This is a genomic window from Roseivirga sp. YIW32 (genome assembly GCF_057219245.1).
Genome location: NZ_JBXVVG010000001.1, coordinates 868083 through 888606, shown reverse-complemented (window position 1 = coordinate 888606; position 20524 = coordinate 868083). Strand labels below are relative to the sequence as shown.

The following is a 20524-nucleotide window of genomic DNA, read 5'->3' as shown; positions in this document are numbered from 1 at the left end:
AACAATTCCTAACAGCTGTATATCAATTAGTTAGAACCTATTTTCATCCTATGTTCAAAACACCTAACGATCAGTTATTATTTGAGTTGGTTCATTCAATGACCAAATCGGAGAAGCGTAGCTTTAAGCTTTTTGCCAAAAAACATAACAACCAAAGTGAAGCAAAGTACCTGATACTTTTTGATGCCATGGAACAAGCAAATAGCTACGATGAAAAGACTATTTTAAAAAAGCTGCCTGGCGTGTCAAAGTCGCAGTTTGCTAATCAAAAATCTCACTTATATGGTTTGGTTCTTACCAGTCTACGGCTTTCTCACCTCAAAGACGATATTGATATTCAACTCCGTGAGCAATTGGATTTTATCCGTGTTCTTTACAAGAAAGGACTCTATTTTCAAAGTCTTCGACTGTTAGGGAGAGCTAAAAACACCACTGGTGATTATCGTAAAGACCTTTTTCAATTAGCCCTTCTAGACTATGAAAAGCAAATCCGCTCTCAACAGGTCTTTGATCTAGAAGAAAAATATACTGAACAGATTGACAAAGAAACTGAAGAAGCGATGTCCCGATTCGGCAGGGTCCAGAAATTCTTTGGTCTAGCAAGCCGTATGAAGGCCAGATTCATTGAGAAAGGTATGGTAAAGAACGAGCAAGAAATGAATAATCTTCGGGCTCTATTCTACAGAAATCTTCCTGAATATGATGAAGAAAAGATGGCCTTTAATGAAAAATTTTACCTCTATCGTGCATTCTATTGGTTCTCTTACCTCACTTACGACTTTCATAACTGCGTCTTGTATGCTGAAAAATGGGTACACTTATTTCAGCAGACAGGGCTTCATCAAAAGCGTAAAAGCGGTTACCTCAAAGGCTTAAATCGACTTCTACAATCTGCTTTCCGCGTAAATGACAAAGCGAAATTTAATGAGTACTTCGTGCTATTAGATGAGTTTGAAAAAAATAACGCGCCGCTGAATTCCAATGCGAGTTCACTTATTCTCAAATACAAGACTATTCAATCTTTGAATCGTGTCTTCCTTTTTGCAGATTTTGATAAGCAGCAAGATGAAATTATTTCTCTTCTGAAAAAGGTAGATCGCCAGCGCAGCTTCATGGATAAGCACAATCTATTGGTGATCTTTTATAAAGCTGGCGTTTTCTTTTTTGCCCAAGGAGATTACGACAACGCAAGATTCTATTTTAAGCTGCTGGTGGATGACAAAGAATCCCTCAGAAATGATCTGAAAGGATTTGCTCGATTACTCTTGGTCCTCGTTGACTATGATTCAGGAGATGAGGCGTACATCGAACGAAAGATCAAAGCGGCTTATTTACATTTTGAGCAACAAAAATCATTAAATGCTTTCCAGGAAATTTTCATCACATTCCTAAAAGACACCGGTAATATTTACCCTCAGGAACTCAATCAACGATTCAGGGACCTAAGAAAAACCCTGAGTCATTTAGACAACAACATTTTCAATAAGAAGCTCCAGCTCTACTTTGATCTAAATGCATGGTTGGATGCTAAGATACGAAATTTGACTTTCAAGGAGGTTATCGAGGAACAAGCCAACTTAGAATAGGCCTTATTTCTCAATGATCAATCGAAACAAGCCTTTTCCCTCTACGCCGACGTAAAGATAGCCGTCATTCCCCATTTCCACATTGCGCACACGGCCAATGCCCTCAGCGATCTTCTCTTCACTTACTACTTGATTATCCTCTAAGACCAATCTGACGAGGTAATTGAATTTCAATGACCCCACAATTAGATTATTCTCCCAGCCATCGTACACTGCATCCTGCACAAAGGCCATACCGCAAGGTGCAATTGACGGCACCCAATAGGTCACAGGCTGTTCCATGCCTGCCTTTTCTCTTTCATCTGTGATTGGTGCCCCGCCATAGTTTACACCGTAAGTGATCACAGGCCATCCATAATTTGCGCCCTTTTTGACCAGGTTGACTTCATCTCCTCCCTGAGGACCGTGTTCATGCGACCAAATGTCTCCAGTCAACGGATGTGTGGCCATTCCTTGAGGATTACGATGTCCATAGGAGAAAACGGCCTCCTTGGCTCCTTGCTGTCCTACAAATGGATTATTTGAAGGAATACTACCATTATCATGAAGTCTGTAGACCTTGCCACCATCGCGTGTGATATCTTGTGGATTAACATCTCGTGCACCTCTATCGCCAAAAAGGAGATTGACTTCCAGAGAGAGCAAGTGATCTTGCTGAAAAAGAAAACGGTTTTAGACGAGTTGGACTCTGCCTTTTTAAGGCCCTTGAAAGTGGCCTATCGTGCAGAAACCCTCGATCAATTGATCAAACGAATGAAAACGCATCCAACAAGCATTGTCCTAGGGCAAACGGCTATAGAATCTGGTTGGGGACGGTCAAGATTTTTTAAGGAAGCCAACAATGTATTCGGTGTCTGGTCGATGAATCCAAAAGATGATCGGATCCCTACCAAGATCAGGCGAGGTGACGATCAAGTTTTTCTGAAGAAATACCCGGAAATATCCGTGAGCTTGAGCACACCATTGAAAGAGCGGTGATCATGAGTGATGGAAAACAACTGCAGGTGAACGACCTTAACCTGAGTGAAATCAATTCAGCGGAAGACCAATCCATCGACACCTTTAACCTAGAGGTATTGGAATCCTGGGCCATAGCCAAGGCGATCAAGAAGCATCAGGGAAATATAAGTCACGCAGCAAAGGAGCTTGGACTGAGCCGAGGAGCCATGTATCGAAGAATGGAAAAATATGAGCTATAAGCACTTTTCGGTTCGAATCATTGGTTACCTACTGTGCATAGCGTTGGCTATGTATGGGTTGATCTATTATAGCTTTATTGAACTCAATTACATTCGGATCTTCTTCATCAGCCTCTTCATTCTCCTCATGCTGTTTGCCCTTTTCTATTTCATCAACAAGACGAACAGAGACCTTAGTTTTTTCCTCAACGCCGTCCTGCATGATGATTTTACCCTCAAATACCCCGAAAGCAAAAAAGGATCTTCTTTTAATTCATTGTATAAGGCCTTCACCCTCATTAATCAGAAATTGGTCAAACAGACACAGCAAGAGGCTTCAGAGTACCAGTTCATCATTGGTCTGATTTCACAAATGCAACTGGGCGTATTGATCTATGATGATCAAGGAAGGGTGCATCTTAGCAACGAGTCATTTAAGACTTTAATTAATAAGAATCAATTAATTGATATTAAGTAAATTAAAGAGACCAATATCGATTTATATGACGCCATTCAGCAGCTTCAGAGCAACACCAGATCAACCCTCAAGACCAAGTTAAATGAGCAATTGCATCATTTAGCCATTGCTGCTTCAGAAATGAAATTAAAGCAGCGCCATTACAAGATCGTTTCTGTTCAAGACATCAAGAATGAGCTGGATATCAATGAGATGCAAGCATGGCACAAATTGATCAGGGTACTGACTCATGAGATCATGAACTCAGGCTCCCCTATTTACTCCCTGTCATCTTCTTTGAAAGCACTCACAGATCATCCTGACAAGCTAGCTACCATAAAGGAAGGCTTAGAAGCGATTGAACAGCGCAGTAAGGGGTTGTTGGCGTTTACAGAGGCCTATCGCACCTTAACCAAAGTGCCAACACCTAAAGTTGAGTCAATAGATCCGTCCACATTCTTGGGTAGCATTTATCAATTGTTTAGACCGGAAATTGAAAAGGAAGGCATTTTGCTAACATTGCATTTGAACGATAGCGCTTTATTTCAGGCCGACCCGACTCTTCTGGAGCAGGTGATCATCAACTTGTTAAAAAATGCAGTTGAGGCCTGTGAACATGGAAGCACAATTGATCTCGTCTATTCCTGTGAAGACGGAAAAGCGATCATTGAGGTCATTGATAATGGAACTGGTGTGCCTGAAGAGATCGCCGACCAGGTTTTCATCCCTTTCTATACCACAAAGGCCAAAGGTTCAGGTATTGGTTTGAGTTTGTCGCGGCAGATCATCAATTTACACCAAGGGCAATTGACATTTAAATCAAGCAGTCTTGGTACCACTTTTAAGATCGAATTATAAATAGTTTGTTTTGAAGGCCAATTCACTAGTTTTGAAGAAATTTTTGACATGAAGGGAAGTTCGAGAATCCGTTTGATCATCATTCTGATTGTAGTCAACATTGCGCTAGATCAAGTCACAAAGGTGCTTGCAAGAAAACATATTGAATACAACGAAACCATCGAGGTGATCGGTGACTATCTTATCTTCACTAAAGTGGAAAATACCGGGGCATTTTTGGGCATGGGTTCTGAACTATCGCCGGTCCTGCGCGTACTGCTCTTGTTGATATTGCCAAGTGCAGTCATGATCGGCTTGCTTATTTACCTGATTCGCTCAAAAGACTTGACCAATTATAGCCTGTGGGGTTTATCCTTCATCGTAGGTGGTGGATTAGGTAATATTTTCGACCGGATCGTCTATGGTTCAGTTACCGATATGCTGTTTCTAGATTTTCAATTCGCCCATACCGGGATCTTCAATGTAGCCGATATGGCCGTCATGGTCGGTACGGGACTCATTCTGCTTGAGCAATTCATGACCAGAAAAAAAGAACCCAAAACGGCTTAGGCTTTCACAACCCTAGGTTGTTGGTGACAACACCAACAACGGCAGGGAGTTGATGTCAAACAGGTTCCTTCTAAGCCTAACTAAATGGAAAAGGTTGTGGTGACCACACCAACAAAGGCGAGGAAAAAAACAAAACCCTTTCTTAAGCCCTCGTAGGTGTTGCCACCAACGAGTAGGATTGATTTTTTTGCTTAAATTGATAGTGTCATTTTTTAAGGTCATTATTATGCGGTCAATTCTAGGCGCCATTTTATTCGCATTCACTCCCCTTCTTTATGCACAACAGACGATCGCTTTAGGAGTAAGCGAATCCCCAAGTGCTACACTTGAAGACGTTACCTGGATCCAAGGGCACTGGCGCGGCGAAGCCTTTGGCGGTCAGATCGAAGAAATATGGTCGCCTGCCCTCGGCGGTTCCATGATGGGTTCCTTCAAAATGGTCATGAAGGGTGAAGTGAGTTTTTACGAACTCATGCACATTCAGGAAAAGAACGGGACACTCCTACTTCAGATCAGGCATTTCAACCCCGACTTTACCGGATGGGAAACCCAAAACGAATCCGTCAATTTTGCTTTAGTCAAGATCGATGGGGCTTTTGTTTATTTCGATGGACTTACCTTTGAAAAGGTCTCTGCTAACGAAATGCAGGTGCATGTATTGATGAGTGAAGAAGGTGAAGCTACTCAGGAAGCCAGTTTTCGTTATACGCGCTTTGATCCGAATTAAAGAATAAACAACAGCAAGAGGGCTATGATCAATAAAATGGCGATCCACGAAAAGGCTTTCGGCTGTGTCGGAAACTCGTATTGACAAATCGGACAGGTCTTTTCTGCTTTATCTACTGTCATGGCACAAGAAGGACATTCTTTTTGATTGCTCATTGGTCAAATCATTCCGTTTTGAATAATTAATTTGATACTTTCATAAATACATTCAAATCCCTATAAAAAGCAACAAATGAAAACGACGAAAAGAATACTGGGCCTCTTATTGATCACCGGTATATTAGCTTCATGTTCTTCCACAAGCATCATCAATTCGTGGAAAGACCCCAATTCAACTGACAATCCCGATAAATGGGAAAAAGTATTGGTGGCTGTACAGAGTCCGAGTGACCTCAAAAGAAGAGTGGCAGAAGATGAAGTCGCGGCCATGAGTGAGGTCCTTTATGCCTCCTATACGGTATTCCCTGACAAAGCAACCATTCAAAACGAAGAAGCCTTACAACGGAAGATTGAACAAGGCGACTACGATGCGATCATGACAATGCGCTTGATCGACCAGAACAAACAAACATCCTATGTACCTGGCTCCTATACCGGCGGCTATTGGGGTTACCATAGTGGCTATTGGGGTGGTTATTATAATCCGGGTTACTACCGAGAAGACACTTATTATGCCATCGAAACACAAGTCTTTTCGTTGGAAGAAAACAAACTCGTTTGGTCAGGTATCACAAGTACTGTGAATCCTTCAAAGATCGACAGAACCATCAGAGAAGTAGCCATGATGACCTTTAAGCAAATGCAAAAAGATGGCTTTATTCACCCAAAACGGTAAATAGATCCTCCTAACCTTATTTATGAGCAAAGAGATCATTAGTAAATTCTACCAAGCCTTCAAGGCATTGGATGCAGAAGCCATGGCGGCCTGCTATCATCCGGAAGTGCTCTTTGAAGACCCTGCCTTTGGTCAGCTCAGCGGAGCACATGCAGCCAACATGTGGCGCATGCTCTGTCAAAGCCAACAAGACAAAGGCATGGTCATTGAATATGAAGTGTTCTCTGTGCATGAAGCGCATTGGGAGGCGCATTACGTCTTTTCTAAAACAGGAAGAAAGGTGCATAATCGAATTGATGCCTCCTTTGTCTTCAAAGATGGATTGATCATTCAACACAAAGACAAATTCAACTTACACAAATGGGCAGGCATGGCATTAGGTGTTCAAGGCCAACTGATCGGCTGGACACCTTTTTTCAAGAAAAAACTTCAAGCACAAACGAATCGCCTTTGGACCAAATTCGAATCTAACCAGTAATTACACAGTCGGTTTATTGATTAAGCCCATTCATCTTTAACTTCCACTAAATTTTAATCCTATGAAAAAAGTATTTATCGTATTGATGATCGCATGTTTTGGGTTGATCAACCTTCAAGCCCAAGACAAAGAAATCATTGATAATATCATTAAAGAAGCCAGTGAAAATTCTATGCTCAAAGAGCTGGCCTACGAGCTATTGGACAAAAACGGTCCACGTTTGGTCGGCACTCCACAAATGCAATCCGCGCATGAGTGGGCCGTTGCCAAATACCAAGAATGGGGAATCCCTGCCGAAAACCAACAATGGGGAGAATGGCGTGGTTGGGACCGTGGCATCACGCATGTCGACATGATCGAACCTCGCGTGAGATCTCTGGAGGCCATGCAACTGGCTTGGTCGGCCTCGACGAATGGCCCCATCGAAGCCGATGTGGTGACCCTACCAACATTTGAAAATGAGCAAGCATACAAAGATTGGTTGCCTACAGTTAAAGGTAAACTCGTATTGACCGACCCGCATCAACCCACCGGAAGACCTAATTACAACTGGGAGAAATTTGGTAAAGAAGCGTCTATTGAAGCCATGAGAGCTGAGCAGCGCGAAGTAACCTCTGCATGGAACAACAACCTCCGTACAGCAGGAGTAAACAGCCGAACACTACCTGCCGATCTGGAAGAGGCTGGAGCCGTTGGCCTTCTTTCCTCTTATTGGTCGAGAGGGTTTGGCGTAAACAAGATCTTTAGCTCCAGAGCAAAGACAATCCCAACGATTGACATCGGCTTGGAAGATTATGGCACATTGCACCGCATGGTAGCCCACGGAGACACCCCTCGCTTACGCGTTGAAACACAGTCTGAAGACTTAGGCATGGTGCCAACATTTAATACCGTTGCAAGAATTAAAGGATCAGAAAAACCGGACGAATACATCATTCTTTCTGCACATTTTGATTCATGGGACGGTGGTACTGGCGCAACTGATAATGGAACAGGAACCATTGTGATGATGGAAGCCATGCGCATCCTGAAGCAACTGTATCCTAATCCCAAAAGAACCATCATTGCAGGGCATTGGGGATCAGAAGAACAAGGACTGAATGGATCAAGCTCTTTTGTAGAAGACAATCCGGAGGTGGTTGAAGGCCTTCAAGCCTTGTTCAACCAGGACAACGGAACAGGTCGAGTAGTGAACATTAGCGGACAAGGTTTCTTGCACGCTTATGAGTTCTTCCAGCGATGGATGCAGCCGGTTCCAAATAGCATCAAAGGCGAGATCAACACGACTTTCCCAGGGACGCCAGGTGGCGGTGGCTCTGATTATGCTTCGTTTGTGGCAGCAGGTGCCCCTGGTTTTAGCTTAAGCTCGTTGAGCTGGGACTATGGCACTTATACCTGGCACACGAATCGTGATACTTACGACAAGATCGTGTTCGATGACGTGAGAGACAATGTGATCCTTACTGCGATCTTGACCTATATGGCGAGTGAGGACGACCAAACATTCCCTAGAGACAAGGCTGTCTTGCCAATGAGCAGAAGAAGTGGTGAGCAAATGGCGTGGCCAAGCCCTCGTAAGCCGAATCGTTCTGGTGGCAACTAATTCAATATCTTGGCAATAAAATTCAAAAGCCTGATTTCATTAATGAATCAGGCTTTTTTATTACTAACTCCTTAACTTGTTCTATGCCAAATGATAGACTAAGCCTATATAACAAGCAGCTTCAAGATATTCAAAATGGTCAGCTTTGGATGGGACAAAATTTTGCTGACAAATTCAAGCAGATCGATGATTCAAATGCATTTGTAAGTCCAAATAATGGAATTCATAGTGTCGCACAGATCGTTGCCCATTTAACGGCTTGGAAGAAAGACGCATTGCTTAAGCTCAAACAAGGTAAAGGGTTATTAATGGATGATCACCCTGAAAATTGGCAAGAAAATAGCGAGCTGAGCAACTTAGGTTGGGAGCGACTTAAAAGTGATTTTCAACAAGCTAATCAAGATCTGCTGATTGCAATAAATCAACATACTGATGAAATTTTGGATCAACATTATTTTGATCAAGACTATAAAAAAGAGTTCGGTCTAAGCTTCTTATTAGAAGGCTTGATCCATCATGATCTTTATCACTTGGGTCAGATAGGCCTGATCATTCGAATGTTAAAGTCTCATCGGTAAACAATAATCTCATAGTCAAATAACTCAAAACCTAACAAATGAAAAAGTTAATCCTTTTATGTCTAAGCCTATCCTTCTTTGCCTGCACTACTGAGCAAACAGGAATTGACCATGCCCAAAGCATTGCCATTATTGAACAAAGTATTCAACCGAACTTTCGAATCGAAGGAGAAGAAGTGCCAACCTTCAGTTTAGAAGAAAGACTGAAAGTTCTAGGTATCCCAGGTGTTAGTATTGCCTTTGTACAAGACGGAAAATTAGCTTGGGCACGCGCTTATGGCATGGCCGATAGTGCCTCGAATAGGGAAATGACCACCAAGACCATGTTGTTGGCTGGGTCCATAAGCAAACCCGTAGCAGCCCTGCGCGCTCATCAGATGGCTGAGGCAGGACTATTGAGCCTTGATGCCAATGTCAATGAATATCTGAGTTCGTGGAAACTTCCAGAAAATGAATTCACAAGCGATGAAAAAGTCACTTTGAGAAGAATCCTCAATCATACAGCAGGGCTAACAGTTTGGGGATTTCCGGGCTATGATAAAGGCGATGACATCCCTTCAGTGCAAGAAGTTCTTGATGGTAAAGGCAACACAGGTGCAGTAAGAGTCTATAAAGAGCCGGGTGAAAGCTGGATGTATTCAGGAGGTGGCTATACCATCATGCAATTGGTGATCGATGATATCGAGGCCGATACGTTCTATACCAGTATGCAGCAGCATGTGCTTAATAAGATCAATATGACGACCAGCACTTTTGAAAACCCGCTGCCAGAAAAGTATCACAGCATCGCGGCAACCGGCTACAGAGGCAATGGTGATGAGGTAGAAGGCAAATGGCCTATCTATCCTGAAATGGCTGCAGCGGGGCTTTGGACCACCCCTACCCAACTGATCCAGTACGCCATCTCCATTCAGGATATCTACCAAAACAAAAAAGACGGCATATTGAGCTATGAAACGGTCGAAGCCATGCTTACCCCTGGAATGAACAATCACGGTCTTGGACCAAGTGCTGAAGAAGATTTTTTTGGGCATGGTGGTGCTGATGAAGGTTTCAGGGCCAACTTGATCGCCTCTAAAAAAGAACCTTGGGCGATGGTCGTAATGGTCAATTCCGATAACGGGCAGATCATTCGTGAGATAGAATTGGCCATTGCTGTTGCCTATGGTCTTGAAGGCATTACACCTGATGTACGTGGTACGATTGAACTCTCAGAGGAAGAACTGAACGCTTATGTAGGCCTATACAATATTCAACAATTGGGAGATCTTGAGATCAGATTAGAAGATGGTGTATTAAAAGCTTCAGGAGATATGATTGACCCGGAGATCACCTTATTCGTGAGTGAAAAAACGCGTCTTTTTGACAAGTCAGATGGCACTTGGCTGAGCTTCTATTTTGAAGATGGCGTGGTCAAGGGTTTTGATGTACAAGGGTTTAGAGCATTGAAAAAGTAAGTACATAGTACATGGTAAATGGTACATGGTACATAGTATTTGGAGCTAATCAAAAGCTTTGTACTATGTACTTTGTACTATAATCTCAGAGGTTTTCTATTTGCCTTCTTCTCTGCTTGTTGCTTTTTTGATTCCAATCTTTTCTTAACAGCCGCTTTTGAAGGTTTGGTCTTTTTTCTGGGTTTAGGATCAGTAAACGCTTTCTCCAATAGTTTCTGAAAGAGCTTGATCGCCTCTTCCCTATTTTTCAACTGACTTCTGTGCTTCTCAGCACTGACCAGTAGTTCTCCTTCCGAGGTCAGCTTGCTCTTCCATTTGAGCAATAGTCTCTCTTTTTCCCTCTGACCTAGTAACTCGCTGCTCGTCACTCGAAATCGTAAAGTTACCCTCGTTTCCACCTTATTCACATTCTGCCCACCCGGACCTGAGCTTCTTGACGTTTGAAACTGAAACTCGGAGCTAAAGTCTCGTGATGCTATTTCTTTAGGGTTAAATCGCATTGGGTCGTAGTGCGTAGTGCGTAGTGCGTAGTGCGTAGTGCGTAGTGCGAATCTCGTTGATCGATTAACAATTAACTAATAACTATTCAATCAAATAATCAACTACAACTACTTCTTCGATCAAACCACCGTGTGCTTCAATAAAAGCCTGATGCGCAGGATGTGGCAAATAAATATCTCTGTCCTCTTCATCATCAAAAGTAAGCTGAAAGATATGGGTCAGGCCTCGATCTAAACCTTCCGGACTATTATTGAGGCCCCATTCGAAAGCCTTGACCTCATCGATCTCGTTTTCAAGGTTCTTGAAAGCCTCGATTAAAGCATTGACCTGCTGCTCTGTCGCATCTGCCTTGAATTTAAAGCAAACCACATGGCGCAGCTGACCGGCATCACGCATGGCAAAAATGGCGATAAAGGCCATGCCCAGTACAAAGGGAATTAGGAATTTGATTTTCATAGCCATGAATTTACATAAATAGAATGTTACTGCGATCCCGATAAACATCGGGAGAAGCGACTCGGGGTTGACGATCTTTAGCGTTTCTTTGATTAGTCAACTACTTAACTAAATAAAGGAACCTCATCCCCGTCTGTGCGGGGATCTCCTCAATGATATTCGAGTTTGTATTTTGAGATTCCCGCCTGCGCGGGAATGATGACAATAGACTAATACTCGTTATCAGATTTGAGGACTTCTAAATTACAAGTCACAAATTACTGTTAACTTCCTACAAGGCATAAAAAAAGGCGCCTCTTTCGAAGCACCTTTGTGATTTATTGTAAGAAATGAAGCCTATCGCTGAATCCCCATTTTCTCATTCTTGTTCATCACCAAGTGCTCAATAAAGAACTCCATCATGCGGTCAGTAGAAACTGCCGTATGCCCTCGGTCTGGCCCCACCTGCACCTCAAAACTCTTACCGGCATCTTGCAAGGCCTTGATGAGTTGAAGCGAATTAGAAGGATGCACATTGTTGTCCGACGTGCCATAATAGATCAACATCTCTCCTTGTAGGTTCTTTGCATAGTTCATCAAGTTAAAAGCATCATAGCCCGCCTTGTTGTTCTCCAACGTGTTCATGTAGCGCTCTGTGTAGATATTATCATAGTTGATCCAATCGGTAACGGCTGAATTTACCACAGCGGCATGATATACATCCGGGAAGCGTAATAAGCTCATCGCTGCAGTAGTTCCACCATAGGAAGTGCCATAGACCCCTACTCTGTCCTTGTCGAAATACGGTCTGTCATACAATGATTTGATGCCCTCCGCAAAATCGTCTTGCTCAACAATGCCGAGGTTGCCATACAGCTGATCTAGCAGGCGTTTTCCTCTTCCTCGAACATTTCTGCCGTCAATATCAACGACCAAAAAACCGTATTCGGTCAATGGATTCGGAAAAGTAAAGGTCTCTCTGAATTCGTTGGTCGCCGGACCTCCATAGTTTGCCAAGATCAGCGGATACTTCTTGTTCGGATCAAAATTAGATGGGAAATGGATCAACCCATGCAATTCGGTCACACCGTCGGCAGAAATAAATGTAAAGGCCTCAACAGTTTTTAAGCCTAGTTCTTCCCATTTCGAAATGTCACTTTCGGCCAAAATCGCCAGCTCTTTACCCTTATCTGAGATCAGCTTAGTTGTCGGCGGCGTATTATGCGTTTCTTGTATGTCGATAAAATGCTTGCCATCAGGTGCAATATCTACCGAATGATTCATCGTTGGATCGGTCAAACGAGTGTCTTTTGTGCCATCGAGTTTAACACGGTGTAATTGCATTTTCATATGATTATCACCGCTACGTGCCATGTAATAGAGCAAGCCTGCTTTCTCGTCGACGCGAACAATATTGCTTACTTCAAACTCATGTTGCGTGATCGGATTGACCAAGGTGCCGTCCCAATTGTACAAGTAGTAGTTGTTGAATCCAGTTCTTTCTGAAGCCCAAATAAAATGCTCACCATCTTCCAAAACCCTCATTTCAGGGGTGTTCTTCGTAAAGCTCGGCAGCCACTCTTCTCTGACCACTACTCGCGTTTCGCCGGTCTCAGGGTTACCCGCACGGTACTCCATAATGTCTTGCTTGCGGTTAGTACTGTGGTATAAGAAATCTTTACCATCCGGTGTCCAGCTCATGCCATAGAGGTAGGTACCGAGTGGCCCATCTTGAAACCCGTTACCATCGCGCACATCGAATTGCGTCATTTGTTTGGTTTCTAAATCATAGACCAACAGGTCAACAGGTAGATTGGGTTCGCCTACCTTGGGGTACGACATGATCTCTAAGGAATCATAGAGCTGTAATTGATCGAGTAGGACGTAGTATTGCTTAGCTCCCTTTTCTTGGAATTTGTAAAAGGCAATTTTCTTACTGTCAGGCGACCACCACATGGCGGTGTTTTGGCCAAGTTCTTCACCATACACCCAAGTTGCAATGCCGTATTTGTTCATGTTCTCCGTATTGCCATCAGTGGTAATGGCGACCTTACCAGAACCATCAGGCTTGCTCAGGTACATATTCCTGTTTTCCGTATAAGCCTTCCATTGGCCATCAGGCGACTCAGCCGAAGGGTATTGACGTCCTCGAGCAGGTCGGAAACCGCGGGGTCTTGGTTGCACCTGTGGAGGAACCCCCATTTCGGTTACTTTCTTTTTTCTGACATCGTACTGCCACTGTTTGCCGTCTTGCACATAGGTAAACGACTTGCCATCTTCCGCCCAGTCGACATAGAGCGTACCGGGTTTGACGGATCTTCTGATCTGCGGAGCAATCTCTCGATACTGCTCATACCCTGGCATGTTTTTGAGCTTGTCTTGTGCCTGTGCATCGACCAGAGCCATGCTGCCCAATGCAAGGACAATGACTAATTTGAGGGGATTTAATTTCATAAGTTGTTCTGTATAGTACTTCAAAACCTAATACTAACACATTCTGTGCTAAAAAAGTAACGGTAATGTGTAAGAGGCGAAGGTAAGCTTGGATCTAGTGTAGTTCGTTTGTGCATCAAGCTCCAAGCACCAGGCATCAAGCTTCGAACGCCTCCCTTTAGGGCTGGGGTAAAATAGAGTTTACGCACTTGCATTGTAAATCGTCCTCAATCCCCCTAACCCCCTTCACCAAGGGGGAAACGTGGATTCGCAGCGTCAGAACTCAATTAAAAACGTCATCCCCGCGTAGGCGGGGATCTCCACAATTGGTATCTATTCTTTATTTGGGGATTCCCGCTTGCGCGGGAATGACGTTCTAATAATTATCATCATTTAGAAGGAGCCCCGAGAACTCCGGACGACTGAAGAATCTTCCTAATAGGTCAGGAGCCTCCTCATTACTCCCGATACGCATTGGGATTCATTCTGAGAGACAAAAAGGAACCCATTTCCTGATTACCGAATTCGTGCATAACGTAAACACCATGCTTCCATAATTTATGTATTGCCTTATCATAACCTTTGTCCTTGAACTGCCAACGGATAGAAATAAGGAAAACATCAATAAAATGCAGGCAGTATTGTGAGAAATGGTAGGAGATTAGCCTTACCTTCACCCAATGATCAGAAATGGCTCCATCCTCTTGATACCCATCCTTTGTTTCACGAGCAAAGCACAAGACCTACCACATGCTTCCTGGGCTAAAGCGGGTGTGAACAAAGCTGAAGCGATTTCCACACTTCCTGATTTTGCTAGTATCAAAGATGTAAAAACAAAGAAGAGATCGTTCTTTGATCTCATCAGACCCATGGTCAAAGAGGAAAACCAAATCTTACAAAATGAAAACGAGCAAATCCTAGCTCTTTTCAGTGAAATTGAAGATGGCCAGGAGCTTAGCGAGACTGACAAAGAATGGCTAGAAGATATGGCCGCGTATTCTCGAGTGTCTCCATTCGATATGACCGAATCGGCTGATATTCAAGCCTTGCTGAAGAAGGTAGATATCATCCCTGAGTCGCTATTCTTGGCGCAGGCGGCTATTGAATCTGCTTGGGGCACCAGCCGCTTTGCGAAAACAGCGAACAACCTCTTCGGTCAGTGGTGTTTTACGCAAGGATGTGGTATTGTTCCAAGCAAAAGAAAACCTGATCAAACCCATGAGGTACAAAAGTTCGAAACGATCAATGCCTCTGTTAAGAGCTATATGCATCACCTCAATTCTCATCCTTTTTACGAGCCTCTTAGAGATGCTCGACTTGCCTCAAGAAGAGCAAAGACAGCTCCCTCAGGCTATGAAATGGCTGTTGGACTAGAAAAATACTCCGCCAGAGGACTTGAATATGTCAAAGAGGTCAGGTCAGTAATTCGCTACAATAAGCTGGAAGTGATCAAGTAGGTCTACCCCCTTTTAAAGACCAGCTTGTTATCGGATGAATCATCGGCACTGTAGAGATAATCCTCGTAATCGAAGCCCTGTAAGCCCTCAAAGGTCTCTACCCTATTCTTAATGATGTATTGAGCCATCAGCCCTCTTGCTTTCTTGGCAAAGAAGGAAATGATCTTGTATTGGCCATTTTTGTAATCCAAGAATTCGACATCGACCACCTTCATCTTCAACGCTTTCAAGTCCACGGCCTTAAAGTATTCTTGAGAAGCCAAATTGACTAAGGTCTTATCGCCTATTTTCTTGGCTTGTTTATTGAGTTCTTTTGATAGCTTGTCTGCCCAATAGCTGTACAACGTTCGGTAGTCATCAAAAGCCAACCTTGTGCCCATTTCCAATCGATACGGCTGAATAAGATCTAATGGTTTGAGAATACCATAAAGTCCAGATAGAATGCGTAAATGATCTTGCGCGTAGAGCAAGTCGTCATTAGAAAGATCTTCTGCTTCTAAGCCCACGTAGACATCTCCTTTAAAGGCGTAAACCGCTTGTTTTGCTCTTTTCGTATTCTTGGCCTTGGCGAATTTTTGATAGCGGGTTGCATTCAATTCCGCTAAGTTTTCACTCAGGTCCATCAATTCTTGAATTTCTTCCGGTGACTTTTCCTTTAAGACACCGATAAGCTCAAGTGCCTCTTTCTGGAACTTCGGATAAGAGGCTTCTTTATCACAAGGTGTTTCAAAATCCAATGTTTTTGCTGGAGAAAGTACGAAAAGCATAGTGATCTTCTTTTTCTGCAATAATACAAAGCGAACAGAAGAAATGTTTGCCAATCGTATAGATATTGTCTATTTGGTATTGTTTAGTGTCCCGATAGGTACTGGGATGCGTAGTGCGTAGTGCGTAGTGTGTAGTGCGTAGTGCGTAGTGCGTAGTGCGAAAAAATAAAAACTTCACTCTTTAGGGTTGCTATAGTTCAGTTTTGAGTGTTGAATGTTGAGTGTTAAGTTGTTTGTCATCAATCATCAAGCTCCAAGCATCAAGCCGCGAACGTCTCCCTTTAGGGCTGGGGTAGTTCAGTTTTAAGTGTTGAGTGTTAAGTTGTTTATCATCAAGCATCAAGCTCAGAAAGTCTCCCTTTAGGGCCGGGGCAGAATTTAAGGTTGAACACTAGCTCTTCTCAATGCCAACAATCCCCCTAGCCCCCTTCACCAAGGGGGAGAAAAGAATGTCATTCTTAGTAACCTGGCGTCATTGCTAGATCGAAATCGAGATTTCCACAATAAACTGACTCTCCTCCTTTCTAAGGAGGAGTTGAGGTGGTTGTTCGTAGTTGCTGGTTGAATGATACATAAGATCGCCATGTGCTATTCGCCAAGTTGTTGGTGACAACACCAACAAAGGCGGATATTTTGTCAAAACAACACCGATATATGCTCCCTTTAGGGCCGGGGTAGAAACGGAATTTATTGCAGCATTCCCCAATACCAACAATCCCCTTAGCCCCCTTCACCAAGGGGGAAATGAATAGGTAGTGAGTCTTGCCTGTACGTATTGTGAAACAAAAGTCCAAAGACTCAATACCATCTACTGGTTACTAGTATTACCTTCGCAGCATGTTTGATCCTAAGCAAATAGACCTTCCTGTCGTCGAAATCATTGATGAAGTGAATGAAAAACTGGCTTCTCAAAATACCTTGATCGTCAATGCCCCTCCCGGTGCAGGAAAATCTACCCTCCTGCCTCTTGCTTTTCTTAACCTCGACTGGTTGAAAAATCAAAAGATCATCATGCTCGAACCAAGGCGACTTGCTGCACGATCGATCGCCGAGCGGATGGCGGATCTTTTAGGTGAACAGGTCGGTGAAACGGTAGGCTATCGCATTCGTTTTGATGCGCGGGTATCGGAAAAGACTAAAATTGAGGTCGTAACGGAAGGCATTCTCACCCGCATGTTGCAATCAGATAACACCTTAGCGGGCGTTGGAATGGTCATCTTTGATGAATTCCACGAGCGCTCCATTCATGCGGATGTCGCCCTTGCTCTTTGTCGAGAAGCTCAGCAAGTGCTAAGAGAAGACCTTCGCATCTTGATCATGTCTGCTACCTTGAATATGCCTCAACTAACAAGCCTACTCAAGTCAGAAGCCGTAGTGTCAAAAGGCAGACAGTATCCGGTAGATGTGCAGTATGAAGGCGATACGGATGAGTTCATGATGGCTGAAATGTGTGCACGGAGCATTCAAAAAGCAATCAAAGCACATGATGGTGATGTATTAGCCTTTCTACCCGGACAAGGCGAGATCCATAAAACGGCCGACCTATTGAAAGGCAAAGTAGGAAATGTCCGGATTCATTTGCTCTATGGACAACTACCGCAAAACAAACAGCGAGCAGCCATCCTGCCGGATCAAAATGGACAACGCAAGATCGTTCTTGCTACCTCCATTGCCGAGACCAGTTTGACCATTGAGGGGGTCAAAATCGTTGTTGACAGTGGTTTTGGGCGTCATTCGCAATTCGACCCGAACTCTGGACTGTCCCGTTTAGAGACACATCGCATTTCTAGAGATTCTGCTGATCAACGAGCAGGACGTGCGGGTAGACTTTCTCCGGGTGTTGCTTTCCGGCTTTGGTCAAAGGCCACACACAGTCGGTTAACAGACCATATCCTGCCTGAGATCGAACAGGCCGACTTGGCTTCACTGGTACTTGAAATGGCACAATGGGGAATTTCGGACATCCAACAAATGACTTGGTTGACTCCTCCACCAAAAGGACATTTATTGCAGGCGCGCGAACTGCTGCACGAATTGGAGGCCCTAGAAAATGGTAAGATCACAGCACATGGGAAAGCCATGGCAAAACTCCCATGCCATCCACGCATCGCCCATATGCTCATCATGGCAGAGGAGCAAGATCAAGTCGCTTTAGCTGCTGATATTGCCGCCTTATTAGAAGAACGAGACCCTTTGGGACGAGAAGCAGGAAGTGACATCAATGAACGCATTGATGTACTCAGAACTCATAGAAGAGAACAGCGCGATAACCACAAATGGGGTCGATTGGCCAAGATCGCATCCCAATACCGAAAACTTTTTGATGAGCCGGAAGACAACGACCCACACGACCCATACGAAACGGGTGTTTTGATCACTTATGCCTATCCAGAACGCATCGCCCATGCGCGGCCGGGTAATAATGCGCAATTTCAGCTTTCGAACGGTCGAATTGCGGCTATCGGGCATCGTGATGACCTCGCTGCAGAGCCTTGGCTGGCGGTTTGTCATGTCGATGCTCGAGACGGATTGGGTAAGATCCATATGGCCTCCCCTTTGAATCCAAGAGACTTGGCTCCCTTAGTAAAAGAAAAGGAAGTGGTCGAATGGGATACCGATGATGGTGGGCTGAGTGCAACGCTGAATTTGTGCATTGGTAGCATCGTACTCAAAAGCACGCCTCTACCTGATCCTGATCCCGACCGTCTGATCGAGGCCATCCTGGATGCCATCAAAAAAGAAGGCGAAAGACTATTGGATTTCAACGAGGATGTACAGCAGCTGCAAGCGCGTATATTGAGTTTACGAAAGTGGAATCCGCAATCGAAATGGCCAGAAGTTAGCACCGATAGTCTCCTCGTCTCTGCACAAGAATGGCTAAGCCCTTATTTGACTTCTGTACGCAAACCCGAAGACCTTAAAAAACTGAATATCAATGAAATAATCACCTATATCTTAAGTATAGAACAGCAGAATAAGCTGAAAGAACTTGCCCCAGAAAAGATAATGGTTCCCAGTGGTTCGTCGATTAAACTGAATTATCGAGAAAATGGCGAGCCGCCTGTCTTGGCTGTTCGCATCCAAGAAGTATTTGGTTTGGCCGAAACACCTCGGATCAATAATAACCAGCAGCCTGTACTCCTCCACTTGCTTTCTCCTGGTTTTAAACCAGTTCAGATCACCAGCGATCTCAAAAGCTTTTGGTCCGATGCCTATTTTGAAGTACGCAAAGAGTTGAAAAGACGCTATCCCAAGCATGTTTGGCCCGATGACCCATGGAATGAACCGGCTATCAGAGGAGTCAAGCGCAAACGCAGTTAATCGGTACTTCTGTTGAATCGTATTTTAGGAAATTTGTATATTCAATAATGATTAAAGTTACGATTAGGGCTGAAGACCATTTATCTGGAAAAATCACGAAGTTTTTAAGAGAACTAGAAAAAGAAGGATTGACCTACGAAATTCAACCTAATTCGTTTGAAGCCAACCAAGCCGAATTGGAAGCCAATCTTACAAAACTCCAATCAGGTGAATCTAAAACATACACAATAGGGGAAGCCGATTCTTTTCTTGAAGAGGCGATTACAAAATATGAAAGTCGTACTTCAGGATAACTTTCTTAAAAAACTAAATCGACAAATCGCCTACATTGCTTGGGACAAGCCTTCCGCTGCAAGAAAATTCAAAAATGAACTATTGTTTCGCCTAAGGAAAATCCCAAATCAACCCTATGCAAATAGGAAGTCCATTTATTTTGATAATGATCTAATCCGAGACCTCGTTTTTGGCAATTACACGATCGTCTATCTAATTAACGAGAAACAAGAAGTCATTAGTGTTTTCGGAGTTGTAAGAGGCGAATTAACTCCTTGAGGGCGATTCAACCATATAAATATTAAACGAATCTAGTTCAATTAGTTCTTGGTTTCGTTCATTCAAAGGAATTTCGATAATGATCAGAAGACCAAAAATTCTCCGAGACGAACACTGAAATTCCTTGGTTTTTTCGTACCTCTGAATGACGTACTTCTTAATTCCTCGACCCTCCGATTAACTGATAACGGATACCTGATCAACTAATTCCTAACGCTTTTGAGCAGCCAACCACTGCATAATGGTCACCGGCATAACATCAACCACAACAGGCTTACCGTCATAATCTCTCTGGGCTTTATTCGCATGTGAATAGATCCAGGAAAAGTGGCCAGGATAATAATAGTCTTCACCCCCGAAGACGCCAGTGATATCCACCACATGGTCATAGAGGGAAAAATGAACATCCTTTGCGCCCGCATTCATTAATTTTTCATAGATCGGAATCACCGTTTCATCAGCCTTAGTCGTGGAATCATCTTTTGAATGTACAAACCAGATCGGTACTTTCCGGATGCTCTTTGCCTGTTCCACTGAAAAATAGGCGCCACTATAGGCCAAGGCACTGATGTAGCCTGCGGCAAAGTAATTCGGATATTCCAAGATCAACTTCAAGCTCATGTAGCCACCATTGCTACAACCTCCTACATAAATTCTATCGGTATCAATATCCGGATGATCAGCCACAAACTGATCAATTAAGACCTTGAGGGCTTCAAAGTACAGGTCATCGCTTAGGTTGATCACTCAACG

Annotated in this window: 23 protein-coding genes; 16 read left to right on the top strand and 7 right to left on the bottom strand. The window is 43.6% G+C overall.

What is annotated here, in order from left to right:
* Positions 1 to 50 precede the first annotated feature (50 nt).
* On the top strand, positions 51 to 1586 hold the full coding sequence (locus tag AC2D6U_RS04340) for a hypothetical protein (RefSeq protein WP_484719720.1): 1536 nt from the start codon (positions 51 to 53) through the stop codon (positions 1584 to 1586).
* Between the two features lie 3 nt (positions 1587 to 1589).
* On the opposite strand, the gene AC2D6U_RS04335 is transcribed toward AC2D6U_RS04340, so the two are convergent.
* Complete coding sequence (locus AC2D6U_RS04335; protein WP_484719719.1) at positions 1590 to 2231, bottom strand: PQQ-dependent sugar dehydrogenase; 642 nt, start codon at positions 2229 to 2231, stop codon at positions 1590 to 1592.
* A gap of 6 nt (positions 2232 to 2237) precedes the next feature.
* Here AC2D6U_RS04335 and AC2D6U_RS04330 point away from each other — a divergent pair, with 6 nt between their 5' ends.
* The 6 genes from AC2D6U_RS04330 (at position 2238) to AC2D6U_RS04305 (ending at position 5355) form a co-directional block, all read left to right on the top strand.
* Positions 2238 to 2564: a glucosaminidase domain-containing protein gene (locus AC2D6U_RS04330; protein WP_484719718.1), complete on the top strand. Its 327-nt coding sequence runs from the start codon at positions 2238 to 2240 to the stop codon at positions 2562 to 2564.
* Positions 2561 to 2785, top strand: a complete 225-nt coding sequence (locus AC2D6U_RS04325) for a helix-turn-helix domain-containing protein (protein WP_484719717.1) — start codon at positions 2561 to 2563, stop codon at positions 2783 to 2785. The genes AC2D6U_RS04330 and AC2D6U_RS04325 overlap by 4 nt, the downstream gene beginning before the upstream one ends.
* Positions 2775 to 3242 carry a hypothetical protein gene (locus AC2D6U_RS04320; RefSeq protein ID WP_484719716.1) on the top strand — a complete coding sequence of 156 codons (468 nt, stop codon included), beginning with the start codon at positions 2775 to 2777 and terminating at the stop codon, positions 3240 to 3242. Before AC2D6U_RS04325 ends, AC2D6U_RS04320 begins: the two co-directional genes overlap by 11 nt.
* Before the next feature lie 120 nt (positions 3243 to 3362).
* Positions 3363 to 4079 carry a sensor histidine kinase gene (locus AC2D6U_RS04315; RefSeq protein ID WP_484719715.1) on the top strand — a complete coding sequence of 239 codons (717 nt, stop codon included), beginning with the start codon at positions 3363 to 3365 and terminating at the stop codon, positions 4077 to 4079.
* A gap of 48 nt (positions 4080 to 4127) precedes the next feature.
* A complete protein-coding gene (gene lspA, locus AC2D6U_RS04310; RefSeq protein WP_484719714.1) occupies positions 4128 to 4628 on the top strand; it encodes a signal peptidase II in 501 nt (166 codons plus the stop codon).
* A gap of 226 nt (positions 4629 to 4854) precedes the next feature.
* Positions 4855 to 5355, top strand: a complete 501-nt coding sequence (locus AC2D6U_RS04305; protein WP_484719713.1) for a DUF6265 family protein — start codon at positions 4855 to 4857, stop codon at positions 5353 to 5355.
* Here the strand turns inward: AC2D6U_RS04305 and AC2D6U_RS04300 are convergent.
* Positions 5352 to 5510, bottom strand: a complete 159-nt coding sequence (locus AC2D6U_RS04300; RefSeq protein WP_484719712.1) for a hypothetical protein — start codon at positions 5508 to 5510, stop codon at positions 5352 to 5354. The genes AC2D6U_RS04305 and AC2D6U_RS04300 overlap by 4 nt on opposite strands.
* 76 nt (positions 5511 to 5586) lie before the next feature.
* Between AC2D6U_RS04300 and AC2D6U_RS04295 the strand changes: the two genes are divergently transcribed.
* The 5 genes from AC2D6U_RS04295 to AC2D6U_RS04275 all read left to right on the top strand — a co-directional run bounded on the left by AC2D6U_RS04295 (position 5587) and on the right by AC2D6U_RS04275 (position 10305).
* A complete protein-coding gene (locus AC2D6U_RS04295) occupies positions 5587 to 6189 on the top strand; it encodes a DUF4136 domain-containing protein (protein ID WP_484719711.1) in 603 nt (200 codons plus the stop codon).
* A 22-nt stretch (positions 6190 to 6211) separates the two neighbouring features.
* Positions 6212 to 6667 carry a nuclear transport factor 2 family protein gene (locus tag AC2D6U_RS04290; protein ID WP_484719710.1) on the top strand — a complete coding sequence of 152 codons (456 nt, stop codon included), beginning with the start codon at positions 6212 to 6214 and terminating at the stop codon, positions 6665 to 6667.
* 61 nt (positions 6668 to 6728) lie between these two features.
* Positions 6729 to 8270, top strand: coding sequence for a M20/M25/M40 family metallo-hydrolase (locus AC2D6U_RS04285; protein WP_484719709.1), 1542 nt, complete (start codon positions 6729 to 6731; stop codon positions 8268 to 8270).
* A gap of 83 nt (positions 8271 to 8353) precedes the next feature.
* A complete protein-coding gene (locus AC2D6U_RS04280; protein WP_484719708.1) occupies positions 8354 to 8848 on the top strand; it encodes a DinB family protein in 495 nt (164 codons plus the stop codon).
* A 38-nt stretch (positions 8849 to 8886) separates the two neighbouring features.
* Entirely contained in the window at positions 8887 to 10305 is a 1419-nt protein-coding gene (locus AC2D6U_RS04275) for a serine hydrolase domain-containing protein (protein WP_484719707.1), read from the top strand.
* Between the two features lie 77 nt (positions 10306 to 10382).
* Here the strand turns inward: AC2D6U_RS04275 and arfB are convergent, their stop codons facing one another.
* From arfB to AC2D6U_RS04260, 3 genes are all read right to left on the bottom strand, one after another.
* Entirely contained in the window at positions 10383 to 10805 is a 423-nt protein-coding gene (arfB, locus tag AC2D6U_RS04270; protein WP_484719706.1) for an alternative ribosome rescue aminoacyl-tRNA hydrolase ArfB, read from the bottom strand.
* Between the two features lie 82 nt (positions 10806 to 10887).
* On the bottom strand, positions 10888 to 11262 hold the full coding sequence (locus tag AC2D6U_RS04265; RefSeq protein WP_484719705.1) for a Dabb family protein: 375 nt from the start codon (positions 11260 to 11262) through the stop codon (positions 10888 to 10890).
* Positions 11263 to 11598: 336 nt separating this feature from the next.
* Positions 11599 to 13695 (bottom strand): S9 family peptidase, encoded by a 2097-nt coding sequence (locus AC2D6U_RS04260; protein ID WP_484719704.1) that lies wholly within the window; start codon positions 13693 to 13695, stop codon positions 11599 to 11601.
* 659 nt (positions 13696 to 14354) lie between these two features.
* Between AC2D6U_RS04260 and AC2D6U_RS04255 the strand changes: the two genes are divergently transcribed.
* Positions 14355 to 15131, top strand: coding sequence for a glucosaminidase domain-containing protein (locus AC2D6U_RS04255; RefSeq protein ID WP_484719703.1), 777 nt, complete (start codon positions 14355 to 14357; stop codon positions 15129 to 15131).
* Between the two features lie 2 nt (positions 15132 to 15133).
* Here AC2D6U_RS04255 and yaaA read toward each other — a convergent pair whose 3' ends face one another.
* Positions 15134 to 15952, bottom strand: a complete 819-nt coding sequence (yaaA, locus tag AC2D6U_RS04250; RefSeq protein WP_484719702.1) for a peroxide stress protein YaaA — start codon at positions 15950 to 15952, stop codon at positions 15134 to 15136.
* 783 nt (positions 15953 to 16735) lie between these two features.
* Here yaaA and hrpB point away from each other — a divergent pair.
* Genes hrpB through AC2D6U_RS04235 form a run of 3 tightly spaced genes read left to right on the top strand, consistent with a single transcriptional unit; the run spans position 16736 to position 19771 of the window.
* Positions 16736 to 19219 (top strand): ATP-dependent helicase HrpB, encoded by a 2484-nt coding sequence (gene hrpB / locus AC2D6U_RS04245; protein ID WP_484719701.1) that lies wholly within the window; start codon positions 16736 to 16738, stop codon positions 19217 to 19219.
* 47 nt (positions 19220 to 19266) lie between these two features.
* Positions 19267 to 19512, top strand: a complete 246-nt coding sequence (locus AC2D6U_RS04240) for a hypothetical protein (protein WP_484719700.1) — start codon at positions 19267 to 19269, stop codon at positions 19510 to 19512.
* Positions 19490 to 19771, top strand: coding sequence for a type II toxin-antitoxin system RelE/ParE family toxin (locus tag AC2D6U_RS04235; protein WP_484719699.1), 282 nt, complete (start codon positions 19490 to 19492; stop codon positions 19769 to 19771). The genes AC2D6U_RS04240 and AC2D6U_RS04235 overlap by 23 nt, the downstream gene beginning before the upstream one ends.
* Before the next feature lie 210 nt (positions 19772 to 19981).
* On the opposite strand, the gene AC2D6U_RS04230 is transcribed toward AC2D6U_RS04235, so the two are convergent.
* Entirely contained in the window at positions 19982 to 20518 is a 537-nt protein-coding gene (locus AC2D6U_RS04230; RefSeq protein ID WP_484719698.1) for a carboxylesterase family protein, read from the bottom strand.
* Positions 20519 to 20524: the final 6 nt, after the last annotated feature.

What these genes read in the sequence shown, in the direction of transcription:
- AC2D6U_RS04260 (WP_484719704.1), bottom strand. Translation starts at nt 13,695, where the DNA reads ATGAAATTAAATCCCCTCAAATTAGTCATTGTCCTTGCATTGGGCAGC.
- AC2D6U_RS04320 (WP_484719716.1), top strand. Translation starts at nt 2,775, where the DNA reads ATGAGCTATAAGCACTTTTCGGTTCGAATCATTGGTTACCTACTGTGC.
- AC2D6U_RS04300 (WP_484719712.1), bottom strand. Translation starts at nt 5,510, where the DNA reads ATGAGCAATCAAAAAGAATGTCCTTCTTGTGCCATGACAGTAGATAAA.
- lspA (WP_484719714.1), top strand. Translation starts at nt 4,128, where the DNA reads ATGAAGGGAAGTTCGAGAATCCGTTTGATCATCATTCTGATTGTAGTC.
- AC2D6U_RS04295 (WP_484719711.1), top strand. Translation starts at nt 5,587, where the DNA reads ATGAAAACGACGAAAAGAATACTGGGCCTCTTATTGATCACCGGTATA.
- AC2D6U_RS04305 (WP_484719713.1), top strand. Translation starts at nt 4,855, where the DNA reads ATGCGGTCAATTCTAGGCGCCATTTTATTCGCATTCACTCCCCTTCTT.
- AC2D6U_RS04285 (WP_484719709.1), top strand. Translation starts at nt 6,729, where the DNA reads ATGAAAAAAGTATTTATCGTATTGATGATCGCATGTTTTGGGTTGATC.
- AC2D6U_RS04265 (WP_484719705.1), bottom strand. Translation starts at nt 11,262, where the DNA reads ATGAAAATCAAATTCCTAATTCCCTTTGTACTGGGCATGGCCTTTATC.
- AC2D6U_RS04290 (WP_484719710.1), top strand. Translation starts at nt 6,212, where the DNA reads ATGAGCAAAGAGATCATTAGTAAATTCTACCAAGCCTTCAAGGCATTG.
- AC2D6U_RS04280 (WP_484719708.1), top strand. Translation starts at nt 8,354, where the DNA reads ATGCCAAATGATAGACTAAGCCTATATAACAAGCAGCTTCAAGATATT.
- AC2D6U_RS04315 (WP_484719715.1), top strand. Translation starts at nt 3,363, where the DNA reads ATGAAATTAAAGCAGCGCCATTACAAGATCGTTTCTGTTCAAGACATC.
- AC2D6U_RS04275 (WP_484719707.1), top strand. Translation starts at nt 8,887, where the DNA reads ATGAAAAAGTTAATCCTTTTATGTCTAAGCCTATCCTTCTTTGCCTGC.
- arfB (WP_484719706.1), bottom strand. Translation starts at nt 10,805, where the DNA reads ATGCGATTTAACCCTAAAGAAATAGCATCACGAGACTTTAGCTCCGAG.
- hrpB (WP_484719701.1), top strand. Translation starts at nt 16,736, where the DNA reads ATGTTTGATCCTAAGCAAATAGACCTTCCTGTCGTCGAAATCATTGAT.
- AC2D6U_RS04255 (WP_484719703.1), top strand. Translation starts at nt 14,355, where the DNA reads ATGATCAGAAATGGCTCCATCCTCTTGATACCCATCCTTTGTTTCACG.
- AC2D6U_RS04340 (WP_484719720.1), top strand. Translation starts at nt 51, where the DNA reads ATGTTCAAAACACCTAACGATCAGTTATTATTTGAGTTGGTTCATTCA.
- AC2D6U_RS04240 (WP_484719700.1), top strand. Translation starts at nt 19,267, where the DNA reads ATGATTAAAGTTACGATTAGGGCTGAAGACCATTTATCTGGAAAAATC.
- AC2D6U_RS04235 (WP_484719699.1), top strand. Translation starts at nt 19,490, where the DNA reads ATGAAAGTCGTACTTCAGGATAACTTTCTTAAAAAACTAAATCGACAA.